The organism is Rhodoferax sp. P1_F3 (genome assembly GCF_056405715.1).
This window is the reverse complement of the sequence record NZ_JBFUBO010000002.1, coordinates 649497-668926: the sequence shown is the minus strand read 5'-3', so window position 1 is coordinate 668926 and position 19430 is coordinate 649497. Positions and strand designations below refer to the sequence as shown.

General features: G+C 57.4%; 18 protein-coding genes and 1 pseudogene. 12 read left to right on the top strand and 7 right to left on the bottom strand.

Annotated elements, in window-relative coordinates:
• Position 1: 1 nt before the first annotated feature.
• Entirely contained in the window at positions 2 to 1948 is a 1947-nt protein-coding gene (locus AC1DZ5_RS05855; RefSeq protein ID WP_477887008.1) for a hypothetical protein, read from the top strand.
• Here AC1DZ5_RS05855 and AC1DZ5_RS05850 read toward each other — a convergent pair whose 3' ends face one another.
• The 7 genes from AC1DZ5_RS05850 to glnK form a co-directional block, all read right to left on the bottom strand.
• Positions 1949 to 2701, bottom strand: a complete 753-nt coding sequence (locus AC1DZ5_RS05850) for a FecR family protein (protein ID WP_477887006.1) — start codon at positions 2699 to 2701, stop codon at positions 1949 to 1951.
• A gap of 55 nt (positions 2702 to 2756) precedes the next feature.
• Entirely contained in the window at positions 2757 to 4004 is a 1248-nt protein-coding gene (gene glcF, locus AC1DZ5_RS05845; protein WP_477887004.1) for a glycolate oxidase subunit GlcF, read from the bottom strand.
• A gap of 15 nt (positions 4005 to 4019) precedes the next feature.
• Positions 4020 to 5177, bottom strand: a complete 1158-nt coding sequence (gene glcE / locus AC1DZ5_RS05840) for a glycolate oxidase subunit GlcE (protein ID WP_477887002.1) — start codon at positions 5175 to 5177, stop codon at positions 4020 to 4022.
• An 89-nt stretch (positions 5178 to 5266) separates the two neighbouring features.
• The gene (locus tag AC1DZ5_RS05835; protein ID WP_477887000.1) at positions 5267 to 6178 is read right to left on the bottom strand and encodes an SMP-30/gluconolactonase/LRE family protein; all 912 of its coding nucleotides are present in this window, start codon (positions 6176 to 6178) and stop codon (positions 5267 to 5269) included.
• On the bottom strand, positions 6175 to 7041 hold the full coding sequence (locus AC1DZ5_RS05830) for an aldose 1-epimerase (RefSeq protein WP_477886998.1): 867 nt from the start codon (positions 7039 to 7041) through the stop codon (positions 6175 to 6177). The genes AC1DZ5_RS05835 and AC1DZ5_RS05830 overlap by 4 nt, the downstream gene beginning before the upstream one ends.
• A 111-nt stretch (positions 7042 to 7152) precedes the next feature.
• The gene (locus tag AC1DZ5_RS05825; RefSeq protein WP_477886996.1) at positions 7153 to 8685 is read right to left on the bottom strand and encodes an ammonium transporter; all 1533 of its coding nucleotides are present in this window, start codon (positions 8683 to 8685) and stop codon (positions 7153 to 7155) included.
• 20 nt (positions 8686 to 8705) lie between these two features.
• The gene (gene glnK / locus AC1DZ5_RS05820) at positions 8706 to 9044 is read right to left on the bottom strand and encodes a P-II family nitrogen regulator (RefSeq protein ID WP_094476942.1); all 339 of its coding nucleotides are present in this window, start codon (positions 9042 to 9044) and stop codon (positions 8706 to 8708) included.
• A gap of 251 nt (positions 9045 to 9295) precedes the next feature.
• Between glnK and AC1DZ5_RS05815 the strand changes: the two are divergent.
• From AC1DZ5_RS05815 to AC1DZ5_RS05765, 11 genes and pseudogenes are all read left to right on the top strand, one after another.
• A pseudogene (locus AC1DZ5_RS05815) lies at positions 9296 to 10192 on the top strand (YifB family Mg chelatase-like AAA ATPase); the annotation flags it as partial.
• 117 nt (positions 10193 to 10309) lie between these two features.
• Positions 10310 to 12142 carry a hypothetical protein gene (locus tag AC1DZ5_RS05810; RefSeq protein ID WP_477886993.1) on the top strand — a complete coding sequence of 611 codons (1833 nt, stop codon included), beginning with the start codon at positions 10310 to 10312 and terminating at the stop codon, positions 12140 to 12142.
• 113 nt (positions 12143 to 12255) lie between these two features.
• Complete coding sequence (locus AC1DZ5_RS05805; protein WP_477886991.1) at positions 12256 to 12747, top strand: TIR domain-containing protein; 492 nt, start codon at positions 12256 to 12258, stop codon at positions 12745 to 12747.
• A gap of 276 nt (positions 12748 to 13023) precedes the next feature.
• A complete protein-coding gene (locus AC1DZ5_RS05800; protein WP_477886989.1) occupies positions 13024 to 13386 on the top strand; it encodes a TIR domain-containing protein in 363 nt (120 codons plus the stop codon).
• A gap of 84 nt (positions 13387 to 13470) precedes the next feature.
• Complete coding sequence (locus AC1DZ5_RS05795; protein WP_477886987.1) at positions 13471 to 14529, top strand: TIR domain-containing protein; 1059 nt, start codon at positions 13471 to 13473, stop codon at positions 14527 to 14529.
• A 354-nt stretch (positions 14530 to 14883) separates the two neighbouring features.
• Positions 14884 to 15684, top strand: coding sequence for a hypothetical protein (locus tag AC1DZ5_RS05790; RefSeq protein ID WP_477886985.1), 801 nt, complete (start codon positions 14884 to 14886; stop codon positions 15682 to 15684).
• A 292-nt stretch (positions 15685 to 15976) separates the two neighbouring features.
• On the top strand, positions 15977 to 17113 hold the full coding sequence (locus AC1DZ5_RS05785) for a toll/interleukin-1 receptor domain-containing protein (RefSeq protein ID WP_477886983.1): 1137 nt from the start codon (positions 15977 to 15979) through the stop codon (positions 17111 to 17113).
• Between the two features lie 53 nt (positions 17114 to 17166).
• Positions 17167 to 17709, top strand: a complete 543-nt coding sequence (locus AC1DZ5_RS05780) for an SLOG domain-containing protein (RefSeq protein ID WP_477886981.1) — start codon at positions 17167 to 17169, stop codon at positions 17707 to 17709.
• 11 nt (positions 17710 to 17720) lie between these two features.
• Positions 17721 to 18203 carry a TIR domain-containing protein gene (locus tag AC1DZ5_RS05775; protein WP_477886979.1) on the top strand — a complete coding sequence of 161 codons (483 nt, stop codon included), beginning with the start codon at positions 17721 to 17723 and terminating at the stop codon, positions 18201 to 18203.
• A 23-nt stretch (positions 18204 to 18226) separates the two neighbouring features.
• Complete coding sequence (locus AC1DZ5_RS05770) at positions 18227 to 18637, top strand: hypothetical protein (protein WP_477886977.1); 411 nt, start codon at positions 18227 to 18229, stop codon at positions 18635 to 18637.
• 22 nt (positions 18638 to 18659) lie between these two features.
• Positions 18660 to 19421, top strand: a complete 762-nt coding sequence (locus AC1DZ5_RS05765) for a hypothetical protein (RefSeq protein WP_477886975.1) — start codon at positions 18660 to 18662, stop codon at positions 19419 to 19421.
• Positions 19422 to 19430 lie beyond the last annotated feature (9 nt).

The following is a 19430-nucleotide window of genomic DNA, read 5'->3' as shown; positions in this document are numbered from 1 at the left end:
CATGAAACTTACTCGTCTCTACAAATATTGCGTGACCCTGACGGTGCTGGCCTTGCTCTCTGCTTGCGGCGGTGGTGGAGGCGGAAGCAGTAGTACCAGCACGACGACCACCGAAGGCCCCGCGGGACCCAACAGCTTCCTGCTTTTTCCAAACCCACAAAAGCAGGATGACGCCAGCCTGGAAGTTAACGCTGTGGCCTACGCCAGCGGTTACTACCAGGCCATCGACCCTGCCAACGAACGCACCACGCTGGCCGACTTCAAGAGCAAAAATCAGTTCGGCACGGGTGGCAATGAGGTAAGCATCATCATCGGCGACCAACGCGATCTGGGTTATGGCCGCAAAATGACCGGCCGCCAGAATGCGGATGGCAGCATTGCCTTCGTTGTAGAAAACTACCTGCTGGGAGGGTACGGTGCATACACCCCACTCAACGTCGAAGCCGCTGTCCGGAGCGAAGCACGCTGGCACATCGGAACGAATGGCATCGAGTTCAGCCCGGGCCCGCTGGCTGGGACCAAGTTTGTCAAGTTCTACACCTTCGATCCCGTTACCCAACAGCGGCTGACCGTGGCCAATCTGGATGGCCGCGGAAGCAAGGCCATGCCGACCGTTTGCATCAGCTGCCATGGGGGCCGGGGTGACCCGCTCACGCCCACAGGCTTGTTCCCCAAGTTGATGAACTCGGTCTCTGGTGAGCGCGGGGACATTGGCGCTCAAACCCATGCGTTTGAGCCGGCCTCCTTTGATTTTTCCACCATCGGCGGCTATACCCGCTCCGTTCTGGAGGCGAATATCAAAGAGTTAAACAAGATGGTGCTGTGCACCTACCCCATCCCCGCCAGCGAAACCGCCGGCATATTCGACGGATGCAGGCGCGCGGCCACTCAAAATGAATACCAGGGCACGGCAGCGGCGCACATCAAGCACATGTACGGCGGCAACAACCTGCCCAATGCCTTGAGCGAGACCACCAACACCTATATGCCCGGTGATTGGCAAAGCCTGGGACGCGGCACGCTGTATTCCACAACAGTTACCGAGTCGTGCCGCGTATGCCACAGCCTGCGGGGTACGGGCAATCAGTCGGACATCGACTTTGAATCGTTCACCAAATTTGACGGCTTTGCAGACCGTATCAAGGCCCACGTGATTGACCGCGGCAACATGCCGTTGGCCAAACTGATTTATGACAAGTTCTGGACGACCAGTGCCATGAACTCGGAAATGGTGACCTACCTGGCAGGCACGGCGTATAGCGCCGATGCCAGCAAACAGCCCGGCCGTCCCGTGGCCGACCCTGGGCCAGACCGTGTGGTGCAGACGCTCACACCCACGCTGTCTGCGGCTATGAGCTTGTACTCCAGCACCTACACATGGACCGTGACATCGGTACCCGGCGGACAAACCGCGTTGTTGTCGTCATCGACAGCGAGCAACCCCACATTGACGGTGAGTGCATCGGGGACGTACCAGGTGCAGCTAGTGACGGGCAATGGCAGTACGAGCAGTACGGCAAAGACGCTCACGGTGGTGGTGGATACGACCCTCGCCTATGACCCGTCGCTGCTACGCTTCTCTGACATCAAAGCCATCCTTCAGACCGGTGGTCAGGTAGCGGGCCAATGCACGCAATGCCACAAGTCTGGCGGTAATGGCACGGTGACACCGCCCATTTGGTACTCGGATATTGATCGCAACGGCGTCAATGGAATTGAAGCGACCAACGACAAGTCCACCGACGACAACCACTGGTTCTACAAAGAACTGCGCGGACGCATCAACTTCACGGACATTGCGGCCAGCCCCTTGCTGCGCAAGCCGTCTGGCAACCACCACAACGGCGGGCTGGTCGCCGGGTTCAATGCTTCTCTCACCCCTGGCGCAGCGGGCCGGTCTGACTACGACAAGATCCTCGGCTGGATCCTGAACGGCGCGCCCGAGTAATCAGTAGCTGCGGCGGGGGCCGCTGTATGAATCCTTGGAGAACACAAACGGGGTTTTGCGCCCCACCAGGGTTTCGATCAGGGCCAGCTCCTGGTCCGTGTGGTTCACAAAGGGCGCATTGCGGATGTTCTTGCCGGTACCGCCGTCCTTGACGATGTAGAGCGGGCGGTCATGGTGTGAGGCGACTACCTGTTCGCGGCTCTCTGGGTCGTCATTGGCCTGCACTTCGGTGGAGCCATAGCAGGTGCAGAAGTAAGTTTGCTCCGGGTCGGCCTCGACATAGAAACCGGTGCCGCGAATGCCGATGGTGGAGGTGGAGGTGGTGACATGCATGGGGGAATTGCGCGACACCGAGAGCAGCTTGCCGGTCACCATGCGCAGGCCACCAATGATGTAGCCCGCCACCGAGGTGTCTGCTGGCGGTTCGGCCGGGGCCTCAATCACCAGTTTGCTGTCGCCGCGCAGGATCATCGAGTGGGTGTTCACCACAAAAATGACTTCGCTGTTCTTGGCGGTTTCCAGCGTGTCGCCGGGTTTTATGGGGGTGGTTAGGGAGGCAGGCTTGTCGTTCACCTTCACGTCGCCCGAGATGCCGTAGATGGACTGGCTCGGGGGCAACTTGCTGGGCTTGCTGCCAAAGATGCTGAAGCCCTGGGCTTGCGCCTGGGTGAATGCGCTGCCGAACACGCCGGCGGCCAGCGCCTGGATCAGCCATTGGCGGCGCGGATCGTCAATCTCGTCGGATGAATGCATGGGCTCCCCTGTACACCTTGGAATAACGCCAAGATTATGCGGTGAACAGGCGCGTTTAGGCCAGCAATGCAGCGTCCAGCACCTCCACCCAGTGCCGCACCTTTGTTGCCGTGCCGCTCTGCAGGTGGGTGATGCAACCGATGTTGGCGCTGATGATGACCTCGTCGGCCTGGGCTTGCAGGTTGTTCAGCTTGCGGTCGCGCAGCGGGTAGGCCAGCTCGGGCTGCAACACCGAGTAGGTGCCAGCCGAGCCACAGCACAGGTGAGCCTCGTTGGCGGCGACCCGCACGGAAAAGCCCAGCGCAGCCAGGTGCGTCTCTACGCCACCTTTGAGCTTTTGGCCGTGCTGCAGCGTGCAGGGCGGGTGAAATACCAGGGCAGGCTGGCCTGCCGCGCCGTGGGCGCCCAACCGTTCGCGCAACACGGGTAGCAGGTCGGGCAGCAACTCGCTCAGGTCACGCGTGAGTGCGCTGATGCGTGCGGCCTTGGCGGCGTACTGCGGGTCGTCGCGCAGGATGTGGCCATATTCCTTGACGGTGACGCCGCAACCCGAGGCATTCATGACCAGCGCTTCCACGCCCTGCTCCATTCCCCGTTCCACATAGGGCCACCAGGCATCGATGTTGGCGCGCATCTGGGCCATGCCGCCGTCTTGGTCGTTCAGGTGGAACTTCACGGCGCCGCAGCAGCCGGCCTCAGGCGCCAGCAGCACCTGCACACCGGCCGCGTCAAGCACGCGCGCCGTGGCCGTGTTGATGTTGGGCGCCATGGCCGGCTGCACGCAGCCTGTCAGCATGAGCATCTGGCGTGCTTGCTTGCGCGTGGGCCAGGCACCGGCCGCCTGTGGCACTGGCACCTTGTTCTTCAGGCCCTGCGGCAGCAGCGGGCGCAGCATCTGCCCCAACTTCATGGCAGGTGCGAACAGGGGCGAAGGCAAGCCCTCCTTCAGCGCCCAGCGCATAGCTTGCTCGCCCAAAGGACGGGGCACCTTCGCGTCCACCAACTTGCGCCCTATGTCGACCAGGTGGCCGTAGTCCACGCCGCTGGGGCAGGTGGTCTCACAGTTGCGGCAGGTCAAGCAGCGGTCCAGATGCTGCTGGGTGGCGCGGGTGGGTGTCTGGCCTTCCAGCACCTGCTTCATCAGGTAAATGCGTCCACGCGGGCCGTCTAGTTCGTCGCCCAGCAGCTGGTAGGTGGGGCAAGTGGCGGTGCAAAAACCACAGTGCACGCACTTGCGCAAAATGGCCTCGGCGGCCTGGCCGTCTACGGTGTGCTGGTACTCGGGAGCGAGGTGGGTTTGCATGGGCGAGGTGGGGGCCTAAAGATCGGCGCAGAGGCGCCCCGGGTTGAACAGGCCCAGCGGGTCAAATGCAGCCTTGAGCCGGCGGGTGATGGCGTCCTTGGCCGGGTCTTTGGTGCCAAATTGGCATCCAGCCCCCGTGGAATATGCGCGAGCAGCTACAAAAATAGTAGCATTTCCTGATGCCTGGCGTGCCGCCGCTTGCAGTTCTGCGCCAGCCTGCAACGGCGCCCAGAGCCAGCGCAGGCCGCCGTGCCATTCCACCAACTGGGGCCATCGCAGGTCGAGCACTGGCGCCGTGGGCGCCACGGACAGGCGCCACAGCACCAGCTCCGGCGCAGGCGGCGCAAAAAATGGCAGGCGCTGGTCGCGGCACAGCGCCCAGTCGGCAGCGGCCAGGGTTGTGTCCATGCGCTGGCCGGGCGCCTCGGCCAGCATCTTCTGACTGGCCGCCTCCACCGCAGCCACAGCGCCACGCAGGCGTACAAACAGCAGGTCTTGCCCGCCCCCAGGCGCCGTGTCGTCATGCACCCAGCAGCTGGCGTTCAGCGGCAGCGGCTCACCGCCCCAGCGGTGCAACTGCTCCAGCGCATGGGCCTGATCCAGGTCGAACACGAGCGTAGCCTCGGCCGGCGCCACAGGCAGCACCTTGAGCGACACCTGGGTAATCACCCCCAGCGTGCCCATGGCGCCCACCATGAGGCGTGAGACGTCGTAGCCCGCCACATTTTTCATGACCTGACCGCCAAAGGTGAGGTGCTCGCCCTGGCCGTTGATGCACTGCAGGCCCAGCACATAGTCGCGCACGCTGCCCACGCTGGCACGTGCCGGGCCCGCCAGGCCGCTGGCCACCAAACCGCCTACTGTGGCGGGCGACGGCGTGTCGGCACCGCTGGACCACACGAAATGCGGAGGTTCAAACGGCAGGCATTGCCCCTTTTCGGCCAGCGCAGCCTCCAGCTCTGCCAGCGGTGTACCCGCAGCTGCGGTGACCACCAGTTCGCTGGGCGCGTAGTCCAGGATGCCGCTGTGGCCCCGCGTATCCAGCAACTGTGCGGGCTGGATGCTGCCGACAAAGTCCTTACTGCCACCCCCGCGGATCTGCAGCGGGGTGCGCTCGGCCACGGCCGTGCGGACCTGGTCCAGCAATTGGGTGAGGGCGGGGCTATCGGGCATGGCGCCGATGGTAAAGCGCTGCCCTATGCCCCGGTGTGAATTTTTTGGCGCCTGCACCACCAAAAATTTGGTGGCTCAGGCAGCGGGACTCAATCGACGAAAAAATTGACCGGCAGGCCCGGCACATCCACCCGCATCGAGAAAACCGCACCGGACAACGGCATGGCGGCCAACTCGGCCGCGCTGCGGCCATGGCGCGCGGTGGTCACGTACAAGGTCTTCAAGTCCTCGCCCCCAAAGCAGGGCATGGTGGGGCACTGCGCGGGCACGGGGTATTCGGCCAGCAGCGTGCCATCGGGGGCGAACTTGCAAATGCGGCGGCCTTCGAACATGGCCGCGTAGTAGTTACCCTGCACATCCACCGCCGCGCCATCGGGGCGGCCTGCGTAACTGGTGGTCTCAAAGGTCCAGTCCGCCGGCTTGGGCGCGCACAGCTGGAAGCTGCGCTGCCCGTCCAGAGTGTTGGTCTGCAGGTCGTAGTCCCAGGCGTGCACCACGTGGTTGGGTGTGTCGGACCAGTAAATCGTCTGGTTGTCCGGGCTCCAGGCCAGGCCGTTGCCCGTGAGGGCCCCGGCTGCGTGCTGCACCACCTCGGGCACGCCACGGCGGCAGTCGATGGAGAACAACGCCGCCGCGCGGCGGGCCTTGGGCTCGTCGATGGTGCCCACCCAGAAGCGGCCCAGCGCATCGCATTTGCCATCGTTGGCGCGCACCGCGGCCGTGTCATACGGCAGGGTCACGATGGGCTCCAGCGCCCCGCCCCACTCCCGCGCGCGGAACACGCCGTGGCGCAGCGCGATGACCAGCCCACCAGACGCGGCAGGCGCAATACAGCCGGGCTCAGTGGGCATGTCCCAGGCCTGCACGCTGCCCATGTAGACATTGGCGCGCAGCAGCTTTTTGCCGGGAATGTCCACCCAATACAGCTGCTGCTCCGTGGGGTGCCAGAACGGCGATTCGCCGAGTTCGAAAGTATCTTGACTCAGGGGCTGCCAGCTCACAGGGCACGCTCCACGTCGATGCGCATTTCGCAGGAATAGGTCTGGCCCGGCTGCAGCACCACCACGCCCAGATCCCCTCCAGCGGCACCCGTCTGGGCCATCAGGTTGAGCGCGTTGTTCACATGGCTGACCGGCTCCACGGCAATGTTGTCGCGCTGCGGGTTGGTGTAGACCACCAGATGGCTCAGCGCCGACGAGACGCGCACGCGCATCACACTGTCGTGCAGGGTCAACACGCCGCCCCAGCCGTCAAAACAATGGTCCACCGTGAGCGACTCCAGCGTCTGGTGCAGGCCAGGGTGGGCTACGCGGTGGGTGGGCAGTTTGTCGGAGCCCATTTCCCATCGGCCCGTGGCGGAGAACTGCACCTCGGTGCCCGGGCGCTTGGGAAAGTAGGGATGCCAGCCCAAGCCCACGGGCGCCGCCACGAGTGACTGGTTGGTGATGGACAGCGTCATCTCCAGCGCCCCCGCCTCGAGCTTGAAGGCCTGGGAACAGTCGAAGTCAAACGGCCAGGACGCGTCGGCCTTGTGTTCAAACGACAGCAAGGCGAACTGCTCCGTGGATTCCAGCACCGCCCAGGGCCGCTGCCAGCCCACACCGTGGATGGTGTGGGGCTCAGGGTCGAAATTTTTGATCAGGGGGTGGCTGGTGCCGGCCCATTGCAGCTGGCCATGGCCAATGCGGTTGGAAAACGGAACCAGCGGGTAGCTGGCCGACTGGCGCACCGACTGCATCTGGTCGCCGGGCACCGAACTCAGCACGGGGTCGGCACCCAGCCACAGCCCGGCAATGCTGCCGCCCAGTTCAGGTTTGATCTCGCACAGCAAATCGCCGTTGCGCAAAGTGAGTGTGGAATTCATGGCGGCATTGTGCACCCGCAGGTCCCAAAAAAACGGCCCAGCAGGACCGAAATCCTGCTGGGCCGAAATCTCAAGAAGAATTGAAACTGGCTCGTAACCGAATCCTGAGGATTAGCGGCTGTAAGCGGTTTCGCCGTGGGACGTGATGTCCAGGCCTTCGCGCTCGTCTTCTTCGCTGACACGCAGACCGATGGTCAGGTCCACCAGCTTGAAGGCGATCACAGACACCACACCGGACCACACGATGGTGATCAGCACAGCCTTGGTCTGGATCCACACTTGCGAAGCGATGGAGTAGTCAGCAGCGGTGATGCCAGTGGCTGTCACCCAGTCAGCCACGAAACCGGGGCCACCCAGGGAAGGCGAGTTGAACACGCCGGTCAGCAGCGCACCCAGAATACCGCCCACGCCGTGCACGCCGAACACGTCCAGTGTGTCGTCAGCGCCCAGCAGTTTCTTCAGACCCGTCACACCCCACAGGCAGACGAAGCCAGCCAGCAGACCGATGATCAAAGCACCACCGATACCGACGTTGCCGGCAGCAGGTGTGATCGCAACCAGACCCGCCACAGCACCGGAGGCGGCACCGAGCATGGAGGCCTTGCCTTTGTGCAGGGCTTCACCCAGGGACCAGGACAACACGGCAGCAGCCGTAGCAACGAAGGTGTTGATGAAGGCCAGGGCAGCGAAGCCGTTGGCTTCCAGAGCAGAACCGGCGTTGAAACCGAACCAGCCCACCCACAGCAGAGACGCACCGACCATGGTCAATGTCAGGCTGTGAGGTGCCATGGCTTCCTTGCCGTAACCAATGCGCTTGCCAACCATGAACGCGCCGACCAAGCCAGCCACAGCAGCGTTGATGTGCACCACGGTACCGCCAGCGAAGTCCAGTGCGCCGGATTGCCAGATGTAACCGGCAGTGGCGTTGACCTTGTCCACCACGTCTTTGCTGGTGTAAGCGTCAGGGCCGGCCCAGAACCACACCATGTGGGCAATGGGAGCGTAGGAAAAGGTGAACCACAACACCATGAACAGCAGCACAGCGGAGAACTTGATGCGTTCTGCGAAGGCGCCGACGATCAGGCAGCAGGTGATACCGGCGAACGTGGCCTGGAAGGCGGCAAACACGATCTCAGGAATGACCACACCCTTGCTGAAGGTGGCAGCGTTGGCGAAGGTGCCAGCGGCGTTGTCCCAGATGCCCTTCATGAACAGGCGATCCAGGCCACCGAAGTAGGCGTTGCCTTCCGTGAAGGCCAGGCTGTAACCGTAGATGAACCACAGCACCACGATCAGCGAGAACGTGACCATGACCTGCATCAGCACGGACAGCATGTTCTTGCTGCGTACCAGGCCGCCATAGAACAGGGCCAGGCCAGGAACCGTCATCAAGATCACCAACAGAGTGGAGACCATCATCCAGGAGGTGTCGCCCTTGTTGGGCACGGGAGCAGGCGCGGCCTCTGCTGCGGCAGGAGCAGCGGCGGCGGCTGCGGGGGCCGCAGCAGCGTCAGCAGGTTTGGCTTCTGCAGCGGGTGCAGCAGCAACGGGTGCGTCGGCGGGTTTGGCGTCTTCGGCCAGGGCGAACGACCCGGCTGTCAGCAGGCTCAGGCCCAGGGCCAGGGAAGCAAGCAGTTTTTTCATGTTATTGGCTCTCTTTCGGGTTACAGCGCTTCTTTACCGGTTTCGCCGGTACGAATGCGCACGACCTGTTCCAGGTTGTAGACAAAAATCTTGCCGTCGCCGATCTTGCCGGTACGTGCAGCACCTTCGATGGCTTCGATCACGCGGTCCACCAAAGCGTCGTCAATCGCCGCTTCAATCTTCACCTTGGGCAGAAAATCGACCACGTATTCCGCACCGCGGTACAGCTCTGTGTGGCCTTTTTGACGTCCGAAGCCCTTGACTTCGGTGACGGTAATACCTTGCACACCAATGCCAGACAAGGCTTCTCGCACCTCATCGAGCTTGAACGGTTTAATGATGGCCGTTACGAGTTTCATGTGTTCACCTCAGCTTGATAACAGTTGAATACAGACACCGGGTCTGGCTGGTCTGCTTCTCCACGGGTCTGGAGATAACACCCCTAAAGCAGAAGGCATGCCAAGTTAAAAAGCCCTGTATTTCGCAAGGCTACGCCCCAAGCAACACGGACTGGAGTAACATTACTGTACATAAATACAGCATGCACTTAACTGGTGCAATTCGTGTGCATGCACTGCCTTGCAGCGCACCGTTTTGGGAGCATAGAGCTATGAGCTTGTCTTTGGTGCAGAGTCGCGCTCTGCTGGGGCTGGAAGCAGCCAAGGTCACCGTCGAAGTGCATTTGGCCAATGGCCTGCCCAGCTTCAACTTGGTCGGCCTGGCCGATGTGGAGGTCAAAGAGGCCCGCGAACGAGTGCGCTGCGCCATCCAAAACAGCGGGCTGGAATTCCCCCATAACAAGCGCATCACCGTGAATTTAGCCCCCGCCGACCTGCCGAAAGACTCTGGGCGGCTGGATTTGCCCATTGCACTGGGTATTTTGGCGGCCAGTGGGCAGATCGATGGGACCGCATTGACCCAATATGAGTTTGCCGGGGAGCTGTCTTTGTCCGGAGCTTTGCGGCCGGTGCGCGGCGCATTGGCCATGGCGCTGGCCCTGCGCACAGCCCAGGTCAGCACCCGTTTGGTGCTTCCGCCTGACAGTGCCGAAGAAGCGGCGCTGGTGCCAGACTCCCATGTGGTGCGGGCCCGGCATTTGCTGGACGTGGTGCGCCACTTTGCCCCACCCGCTGCGCCCGGCACAGCCGAGATCGCACCCACCCCCGAAGACCCGGACGGCTGGGTACGCGTACTCGGCACCCCACCGGGTTTGCGTCTGCGCGGAGCCGATATGGCCGACGTCAAGGGCCAAGCGGGCGCCAAACGTGCACTGGAAATTGCGGCGGCGGGCGGACACTCGCTTTTGTTGGTAGGACCGCCGGGGTCGGGCAAGTCCATGCTGGCGCAGCGGTTTGCCGGCCTGCTGCCCGATATGAACACTGACGAAGCGCTGCAAAGTGCGGCCATCGGGAGTCTCTGCGGTCGCTTTGATCTGCGGCGCTGGGGGCAACGCCCTACTTGCAGCCCCCACCATTCGGCCAGTGCAGTGGCGTTAGTGGGAGGTGGGTGTGAATTTCAGAAATTAGTGCGAAATTACTGAATAAGATGCGACATACCCATTGTCGCGTCGGCACTCAAGTCTGGGTGCGCCGGCCTTATCGGGATAACCACTGTGTTCTAAGCGATGCCTATTCAATTCACGCAAGACATTCTGAAACTGCCAATAGTTGCCCGTCTCGACAACCTCCGAGAGGACAAAGGTCCGTTGGTAGCCTGGTCATACAGTGGTATCTATAAAAACACCCAAGAAAATTCACAACCACGTGTGCTTGTCGGTTTTCGAGAGCTCGTTGCTGACAAACTCCTCTCTGATGAAGTCGTCTTTCGAACAATCCCACTAACGGCAGTTGGTCAAGTACGCGTCGGCTCGATTTGGGAAGCCGGAAGCAGCAACTCAGCACTCAGCTATGAAGTACGTGACTTCGATGTCAACTTTTCAGCTGGCCATTGGCGGTTTGTCTCTTTCGGGAGCGCGTGGGATGCCCGCGAGCCCGACATCTATCCCTCAGATATCCATCGCCTTAAGTATCAGAGAGATAGGAATTGGTACATCGAATTCAAACTGCCGAATGGCGGCAAATTATTCGTCCCTTGCATTGAGTTTTTTTCAAGGTGCTACGGCAGATCCAACGAAGTAAATCGCATTCTTGCGACATACGACTGGGATGAGGCACAGCGACGGCTCTATGCCCCAATAGACGAACCCGAAGAGGCGGGGAAGTGGAAGGTCAAGCTAAGAATGCGACTGCGCAATGGCGACACCACGTTTTTAGCGCACGCCAAATACGATCCATACACAACTAGCGCAGCCAAATCGATCTACTCTCAAATTGAAAGCCAATACTCCCCGGAAAGCAAAAATCCTCTATTTATTCAAGCGGGCCCGTGGTTTCAGGGGCCTGCTGAACTCCGATGTTGTGGAGTCACATTCAACAATGGTCGTTCCTTCCTAGCACTCCAGATCAACGGATGCAGCGATCCACAGGGGACTTTGATTGAGCGTGATCGAGAGAACACCGAGAAAGTCTTAGAAGGAGATCCACCTCCAGAAGGGGTAGGTAAAGCATGGGCTGGTTCACAGACCACGCGTCTAGTCCGGCCTCCCGCCGTCATTGACCTGACGGATAAGAATGCTCCTGACCACAGATCCAGCAGTGTCGAGGTTCTTGATGCTACGTTTCTGACCCTCGGAATACCCCGGACCGTTGTGGACAAATATGGGAAACCTGTTAGCTCCGCCTCCAAAGACCGGCCTCTAGGAAAAGACGGAACGGAATACTCGTCTGGAGAACGACAAGGTGATGGCAAAGGCGTCGGCTACGCCTCACTACATGCTCCGGTGCAGATTGAATCTCAAGGAGCGTTGCTAGATATTTGGAATGCGGCTCATGCTTTGAAGGCGAAATATCCCGACGTGATCACGTCGGTCGATTGGTTTACTTTTTCTGACCAATACAAACCCGCTGGAAATCCTAAGTTGATCGCTCTTGAGCCAATTGAAGAAGACCCTGATATTGAGATTCCAAGCGACACAAAGAGATGGTGCTTTCTCAACTTCAGTGCCAATCGAATGCGCGGCATCATGGTACTTCGGCTTATTGCGAACAGCCGGCCCATCTACCTCATTGAAATCGAGCGTCGAGTTCGAAAAACCGAAGGCGATGATGGCACATTCAAGGAGGCCGAAGAAGCGTATCGCGGCTTCGTCACGCTAATTGGCACCGACGCGGCATTCCAAGAATGGCTCAATGTATTCCTGTACCAAGTTCGATACGTTCGGGGCATCGTCAGCAAACTAGTCCCTGACTCACCAGGAAAAGCAGACACATTCAAGCATTCGAAATCAAAAGGCGATCACACCTTGGGAGAGCCCGCTGTACTGAATGCGCTGGAAAAAATGGGCATAGCCATTGCGGACAAAAATTCAGGAAAGAAGAAAAATACGTCAGAGAACTAGATAGCAAGACTGAAATAGGTTAAAACCTTCTCGAAGCGAATATGCGTTAAATGCCTGCACCCTGCATAGTCCCGGGCTGGCTCGCAGAATAAGATTTGTCACAGGGAGAAGAAATGGCCACTAAAGCTTTTTACAGCTTTCATTACGCGGCGGACGCTTGGAGAGCATCTCAAGTTCGCAACATGGGTGTCGTCGAAGGCAATCAGCCCATCAAAGACAATGACTGGGAAACCCTCACCAAGGGTGGCGACTCAGCAATTCAAAAATGGATTGATGATCAACTGTATGGCCGCTCAGTGGCGGTCGTTTTGATCGGCAAAGAGACGGCCGGCCGCAAGTGGATTAACTACGAGATCAAAAAAGCCTGGCAGGATAAGAAGGGCGTCTTAGGCGTCCACATTCACAATCTTAAAAATGCCGGCACGGAACAAAGCGATAAAGGGGCCAATCCTTTTGATGACTTCACCATTGACGGCAAAAAGCTATCGTCGATCATCAAGACGTATGACGCTCCCTACTCATCCAGCACGTATGTCTACGACCATATCAAAGAGAACTTGGCCGCATGGATCCAGGAGGCCATTGAGATTCGTGGAAAGTACTGAGCCCCCCTTCATCGTCGGCACGGCATCTATTTAGTAATGGCACGTTGCAAGGGCAAGAATCGGAATGGCCAGCAGTGCTTACGGGCATCCCTTGCCAATACGAGTTACTGCAAACAACATGCAGATCAGGGGCTGCTAAGGGATTCAACGCTACTCGGCCTAGGGGCTCTCGCTGGACACCTTTTTGCCCCGGGCCTAGGGGGCGCTATTGCTGGCGCAGCTGGCGCCAAGATTCTCTCCTGGCTTGCACAGCCTACAAAGACGAGCAAAGCAAGGGTGTTCGTCAGCTTCGACTTCGACAATGATCAAGGATTGAAGCACCTATTGATCGGTCAAACGCAACGCAAGACAGTCCCATTTTCGGTTGCCGATGGTTCGCTCAAGGAGGCCGCGCCTGAGCCCCGCTGGAAGGAAACGGCTCGTCGCTCAATACGCAAATGTGATCTGGTCGTTGTTCTAGTTGGAAAGGACACCCACCGAGCACCTGGAGTTTTGGCCGAAGTTGCAATCGCAAGAGAGGAGAACAAACCCATTGTTCAGCTCATTGGCCGCAAAGCTCTCACTTGTCGACCTGTTGAAGGTGCTGGCCGCGTCATGTCTTGGACACAAACAAATCTTTCAAAAATTTTCGACATTTGAATCTGTGTTGACAGAGGTAGATTTTGTGCCTAGCACGCGACTCATAACGCCATTGCCAAGCTCCAGCAGATTGGGAATCATCCAATGATTTTTTCTTCAAGCCAGCGCAAAGAGCTACGCCGACTAATCGAAGCTTTCGAAGCTGAGGCAGGAAGGTTTCATGAACTGAAATTCAGTACTTTCGCAATCAGTCAACAGGCGGTCGATGATGCCAGGCGGTTCATGGACCCCAATCATGGGATCGTACTTTGGCAGTACTACGGACCGCTCGCGGGAGAGGATCGTGTTCAGACACTGGACAACAATTTACAGACAAGTAATCTGAAGTTTGGTATCCGAGGTGCTGAGTTATCCCAATTCGGCATACTTGAAGGGGAGCCACTGCAGTTATTTTTGCGAATGGCTGTCCGTGCCGGTACCCTTTTTGAAGCAGAAACGGCCAAGCAGATCAAAACACGCGTGACGAATGAGATCGCCAGCGAAGAACTGCGCCGTAACCCCGAATGTAAGCCCATGTCTGTCATCAATGACAATCCGCTTGCTATCTGGCTGAACTATCTTCTGTACCACGTGTCACGCATCAGTCCTGGCGCTGCAAGATACCGGCAAATTGAGCCCGATCCCTTTTCCCTCTCGCTCCTGGCGCTGGAGCGGCTTGAAGAAGAGCAACAGATCGGAAAAATCGACCGATCTACTAGCTCCATTGACGAGCAACATTTTAGAGTGGCCGTCTCATTCCCCGGAGAACACCGGTCATACGTGGTGAAAGTCGTCAACGCCCTGCAAAGCAAACTTGGCGAGGATGCGGTTTTTTATGACCATACATATCAATCACAACTCGCTCGACCTAACTTAGACCTGCTATTGCAGGATATATACAGAAACAGGACGGACCTTATCGTTGTTTTTCTGTGTTCCGAGTACCAACAGAAGCAATGGTGCGGACTTGAGTGGCGTGCAATTCGAGAGTTGATTAAAGAGGGCGCAGACACAAAACTCATGTTCGTACGCTTCGATGACAACAAAGTAGACGGCGTTTTCTCGATCGATGGATATCTGGATGCACGCCGAAATAAACCACAAGAAATTGCATGTTACGTTGTAGATCGACTATCAACTCGACCACCAAACCAGCCTAAATAGGAATTTCATATCGATGCACGGAAAGTGCGCCGCTGCTGAATCTGATAGAAGTGGACGACCGTCCCGTTTGGAGTGATCTGGGGCAAAGCAATGATTGCCACCCAGAAAGGCGAACGCCCAGCAGAGCTGGGCGTCGCGTGTCCCTCAAGGGGCGAATACACAATGGCCTCAAAGGGCAACAGAAAGATTATTAATAAAAAGTCAGCCGGCGTCAACATCGAGCATTCGAGCGTTGGCAGTTATGCAAGCGCGCCGACGCAACCCTAGTCAGCTATTCTGCGGATCAATGTCTTTGAGGCCAGACAGCCTCGCTGCTGAGATCGTGTTTTTGCGATAGAAACCGGAAAGGTGCATATGAACGCGGATGCAGACAAGCCGATTCAGTTTGGAAGTTTGCCGGTTCACTTTGGGGTCGGCGATTCTGTGAGGGCATTGCAACCCTTAGTGGCGTCCATGCAGGCTATCAGCCAAATAGTCGGTGCTGCGATGCAGGCACTGCCGACATTTCTGCCCAAGGTGAGCCAGGTCATCGAGCGCATGAACGCCTTCCCTGAGGTGGTTCGGGAAGGCAGCATAGCGCTCGCCAAACTCGGTTGGTTCTACGACTTACAGTTCTACAGTTCCGACTTCTGGGACATTTTGGACTGGGTGCGAGAAGACAAGGTCGCTGAGGTCGATGCGTTTTTTATCACTCACTACGAGCAATCTGCGACCGAATTGCAAGAGCGGTTGCTTACAGCCTACCCAGACCGCGCGGAGCCTTTGCGCCAGGCCTTCCTGGCGGAATCACAGGGACTGCACTTTGTCTCCATTCCAGTGTTACTGGCGCAAGCAGATGGAATTGCTGTTGATATCGTGGGCGGCAAACTCTTTAAGAGTGTGAAGAAACGTCCACAGGTAGCGGGCCGCCTTGACGAGATGGCGCTTGAAGAGTTCGATCAAAAATTTCTGGCTGCGCTGATGCAGAACGGCGGCTTCAATGCTTCCGAGGAAAACATGCATGAGTTTCCGCACGCCCCAAACAGGCATGAAATCATGCACGGCCGTGACATTCGTTACGGCACCAGGCACAACTACTTGAAAACACTATCCCTGTTGGCGTTTATCGGCTTACACGTCCCGGACATTCTGCGGAATGACGACTCAATGCAGTAAGTAGCAGAGGGCATTAGTTCGGCAATGATTTGCTATGCGAATGCCTGATGACGATCAACTGCGAACCGGCAACGGTGTTTTGCTGACAAGTCTTGACGCTCAGGAAGCATTTTGTTACCGTTGTTCGCAGGAGAGGAAAACATCATGGCGTTAGACCTAAATCAACTGCAGCACTTCACACGGCTGCAGCCGCAGTACAGTCGCAGGCTTGCGGTGAAGAAAAAAGTGCGAACGCTATCTAGCAGCGAGCAGAGGACATTCACGCATAGCGCTTCAATCCTGTAAGGTCGGCGTGGCTCTTTATCAATGTCTCCTGCTCGGCTCTCCAACCGACCACCAGGCGGCGGCGTTCTCATCTACCTTCGATGAATGTCTAAGCCTGTTTGGCCTCCAGCGGCACCGCGACTACACAATCGACCGAGGTATCTCGGCCCACTTTAGTGAAGTGACGGCAACGGTGGCTGTCTTCTTCGGCGCTGAAGGTGCCACTTATCCGGAAGCTGCTCAGCTAACGCGGCTTGGCGTACCGGTTGTGCCCGTCGTTACCGCAGCCGCCCGAGTGAGCGCCGAATTGCCGGAATCGTTGCGCAGCATCAATGCGCTTTTTGTGGATCCAAACGACGCTGCCCTGAGGCGGGTGGTTAGTGCCGCACTCCAATGTCTGGCGCTGCTGCCGGCGCAACGCCGCATTTTTGTCAGTTATCGCCGTGACGAATCCGCTGATGTCGCACTGCAACTCTTCGAAGCTCTCTCTGCTCGCCATTTCGACGTATTCCTGGACACGCACTCCGTGTCAGTTGCGGCGGATTTTCAAGCTACGCTGTGGCACCGACTGTGCGACTCGGACCTGCTTGTCATGCTCGACACGCCGCAATACTTTTCTAGCCGGTGGACGACAGCCGAATGGGGGCGAGCTGTCGCCAAAGACATCTCCATGTTGCAGTTGGTTTGGCCAAATCATTTGCCTTCCCGGCATTCCCGTTTGGCCACATCAAAACAACTCACCACCGAGGACTTCAATGGTCCCCGCTTGACAACTGCGGTGATCGACAACATTGCACTGGAACTGGAGCGCGTTCGTAGCATTAGCGTCGCGCTGCGGCACACCAATATGGTTGGCACGTTGCGTAGCGCCATTGAGGACCTTGGTGGAAGCATTGAGGGCGTAGGCCAAAAGCGATCCGTGATTTTGAAATTGCCGTCCGGCAATCCGCTCGTGGCCTATCCCGTTGTTGGCGTTCCGACCGCGGTAGACGTTCATCAATGCATCGACCTGAATGACACGCGTGCATCAGCGCTGGTCTATGACCATCTAGGCATCAGCGAAGACTGGACTCGCCACCTAGACTGGCTTGCATCTCAGGTGGGTACGGTCAAATGGTTGAAGAGCCGCGAGGCCGCTTGGCTACTAGCGGACATCGGGCTGTAGAGATGGGTGCAATTTTTCTCTCGGCTAGCGTGCCTATCCGTGCACCGTTTAGCTTGGACTCACGCCCCCAGGCCATCCAGGCCGCAATCAATGCGCTAGCGCAGGTTGTGCTGGGGCGCAAGAAGCTGGTGTGGGGTGGCCACCCCGCGATCACACCACTCTTGTGGTCGGCAGCGCAGTCTGTCGGCGTCGAATATGCCACGGCAGTTGATCTCTTTCAGACCCGACTGTACGAGGACGACTTCCCCCAGGAGAACAAGAATTTTTCGAACGTCACCTATGTTGACGCCATCGATGGCGACAAAGACAAGAGCTTGTTGGCGATGCGCCACGCAATGCTGCGGTCGGCAGAATTTGATGCGGCTGTATTCATCGGTGGCATGGAAGGCATTTCGGACGAGTACGAATTGTTCAGTCACCAATGCCCCGCCGCGCTATGCATCCCTATTGCCCAGACGGGCGGGGCCGCCGTTGTGCTTGCGCAGCGACTACGGTATGCAGCACCGCCAGAGATCGCCCCCTTAGATTTCGTCACATTGTTTTATCAAGAACTGAATATCCGCCCCAGCCAAAGGCGAGAAGTCCACATTTCATAAGGAGGAAAACCATGGCTCGTATTCCAGTGTTCTACAGCTTTCATTTTGACAATGACGTTATGCGAGTGCAGCAGATACGCCAAATGGGCATGATCGAAGGTGACGAGCCGGTCTCAAAAAACGATTGGGAGACGGTCCAACGAAGTGGCGCCGGAGCCATTGAGCGATGGATAGATACCAACATGAAATATAAGCGCTGTGTGGTCGTGCTTATCGGCACCGATACCCATGCGCGGCCATGGGTGAAACACGAAATTCGAAAGGCTTGGGCGGATGGACGGGGATTGCTTGGTATCCACATCCATAACCTCCGCTGTCCAAACAAAGGCATTTGCGCGAAGGGTGCCAATCCATTCAGTCAGTTCAATTTTCAAGACAGAAACAATCGCATTGTCGTACCTCCGGTCTACGATCCACCGTCAAACGATGCCTATGGTTACATCAAGAATAATTTGGCTTCGTGGGTCGAGGATGCGATCGCCCGACGTACGTGAAACGCCCAGAGTCCTTAAATCAAATGTCAGACACACCCAACAAGCACAAACACCTGGAATTCATACAGGCCTCTATTTCCCGGATGTCCGGAAATTTGTTCCTACTCAAGGGGTGGAGCGTCACGCTAATCGCCGGGCTATTTGCGCTAGCCGCAAAGGACACCAATCAGCTTTACATGCTTATCGCCTATTTCCCACTGATCATCTTCTGGGCACTAGACGGATACTTTTTGAGCATGGAGCGGCGATTCCGATCTTTATATGAGCAGGTTCGCATGCTCAAGGAGGAGGAGATCGACTTCTCGATGAACACAGAACCCTTCAAGAAGGACAGCCGGAATTCTTGGTTGTCTTCAATGAGGTCACGGACTCTGTTCGTCTACTACGTCGGCTTGGCCTCTGTGATGACCGCAATATCCTTTTTTATTCGATAGATAGTGAGACAAGGGAGTAACGATGTATCACGGTTTCAATTTAGAAATAAAAAATGACTTCTTTACGAAGCACTTGCAGACTGGTAAAAATCTCTATGAGGAAAACAAGAAAGCCGTCAAAGTCACTCTTGCCGAATTTGAGAACTCACGAGGAGATTTAGTCGCATCAAAAGTAGTGGCTCAGTGGTTTCCAAAAATTGATGCTCAGGTTTTTCTTTCTCATTCGCATCGAGATAAATCACAGGTTCTCGCCCTTGCCGGGTGGCTGAAAACAGAACTGGGATTAACGGTTTTTGTCGACTCAAGCGTCTGGGGTTTTGCTGGGGACTTGATGAAGCTTATTGACGATGCACACTCGAAAAATCCGGAGGGACAATACGTCTACGAGCGATTGAATCGCTCTGCGGCCCATGTTCACATGATGCTGTCAACCGCATTGACCACGATGATTGATCACTGCGAGTGCGTCATGTTTTTGAACACTCCACGCTCCATTCAAGCGAAAGAGTCCATTCAAGGATCCAGTAATACAACGCCATCACCTTGGATTTATTCTGAGATTGCTATGACAAGCATGATACGGTGCCGTGTACCCGATAGACATCAAACTGTCGTGAAGTCTTTTGCCTTGGATTCTGCGACGGAAAGTCTTTCCGTTCAATACGATGTGAACTTGGGGCATCTCACAAGGCTTGATGACAATGATTTGAAAAATTGGTCTGCGCAACCAACTAAACGCGGCACTGCAGCATTGGACGCGTTGTATGCACTGAAAAGGCGTTAACGAAGGTTC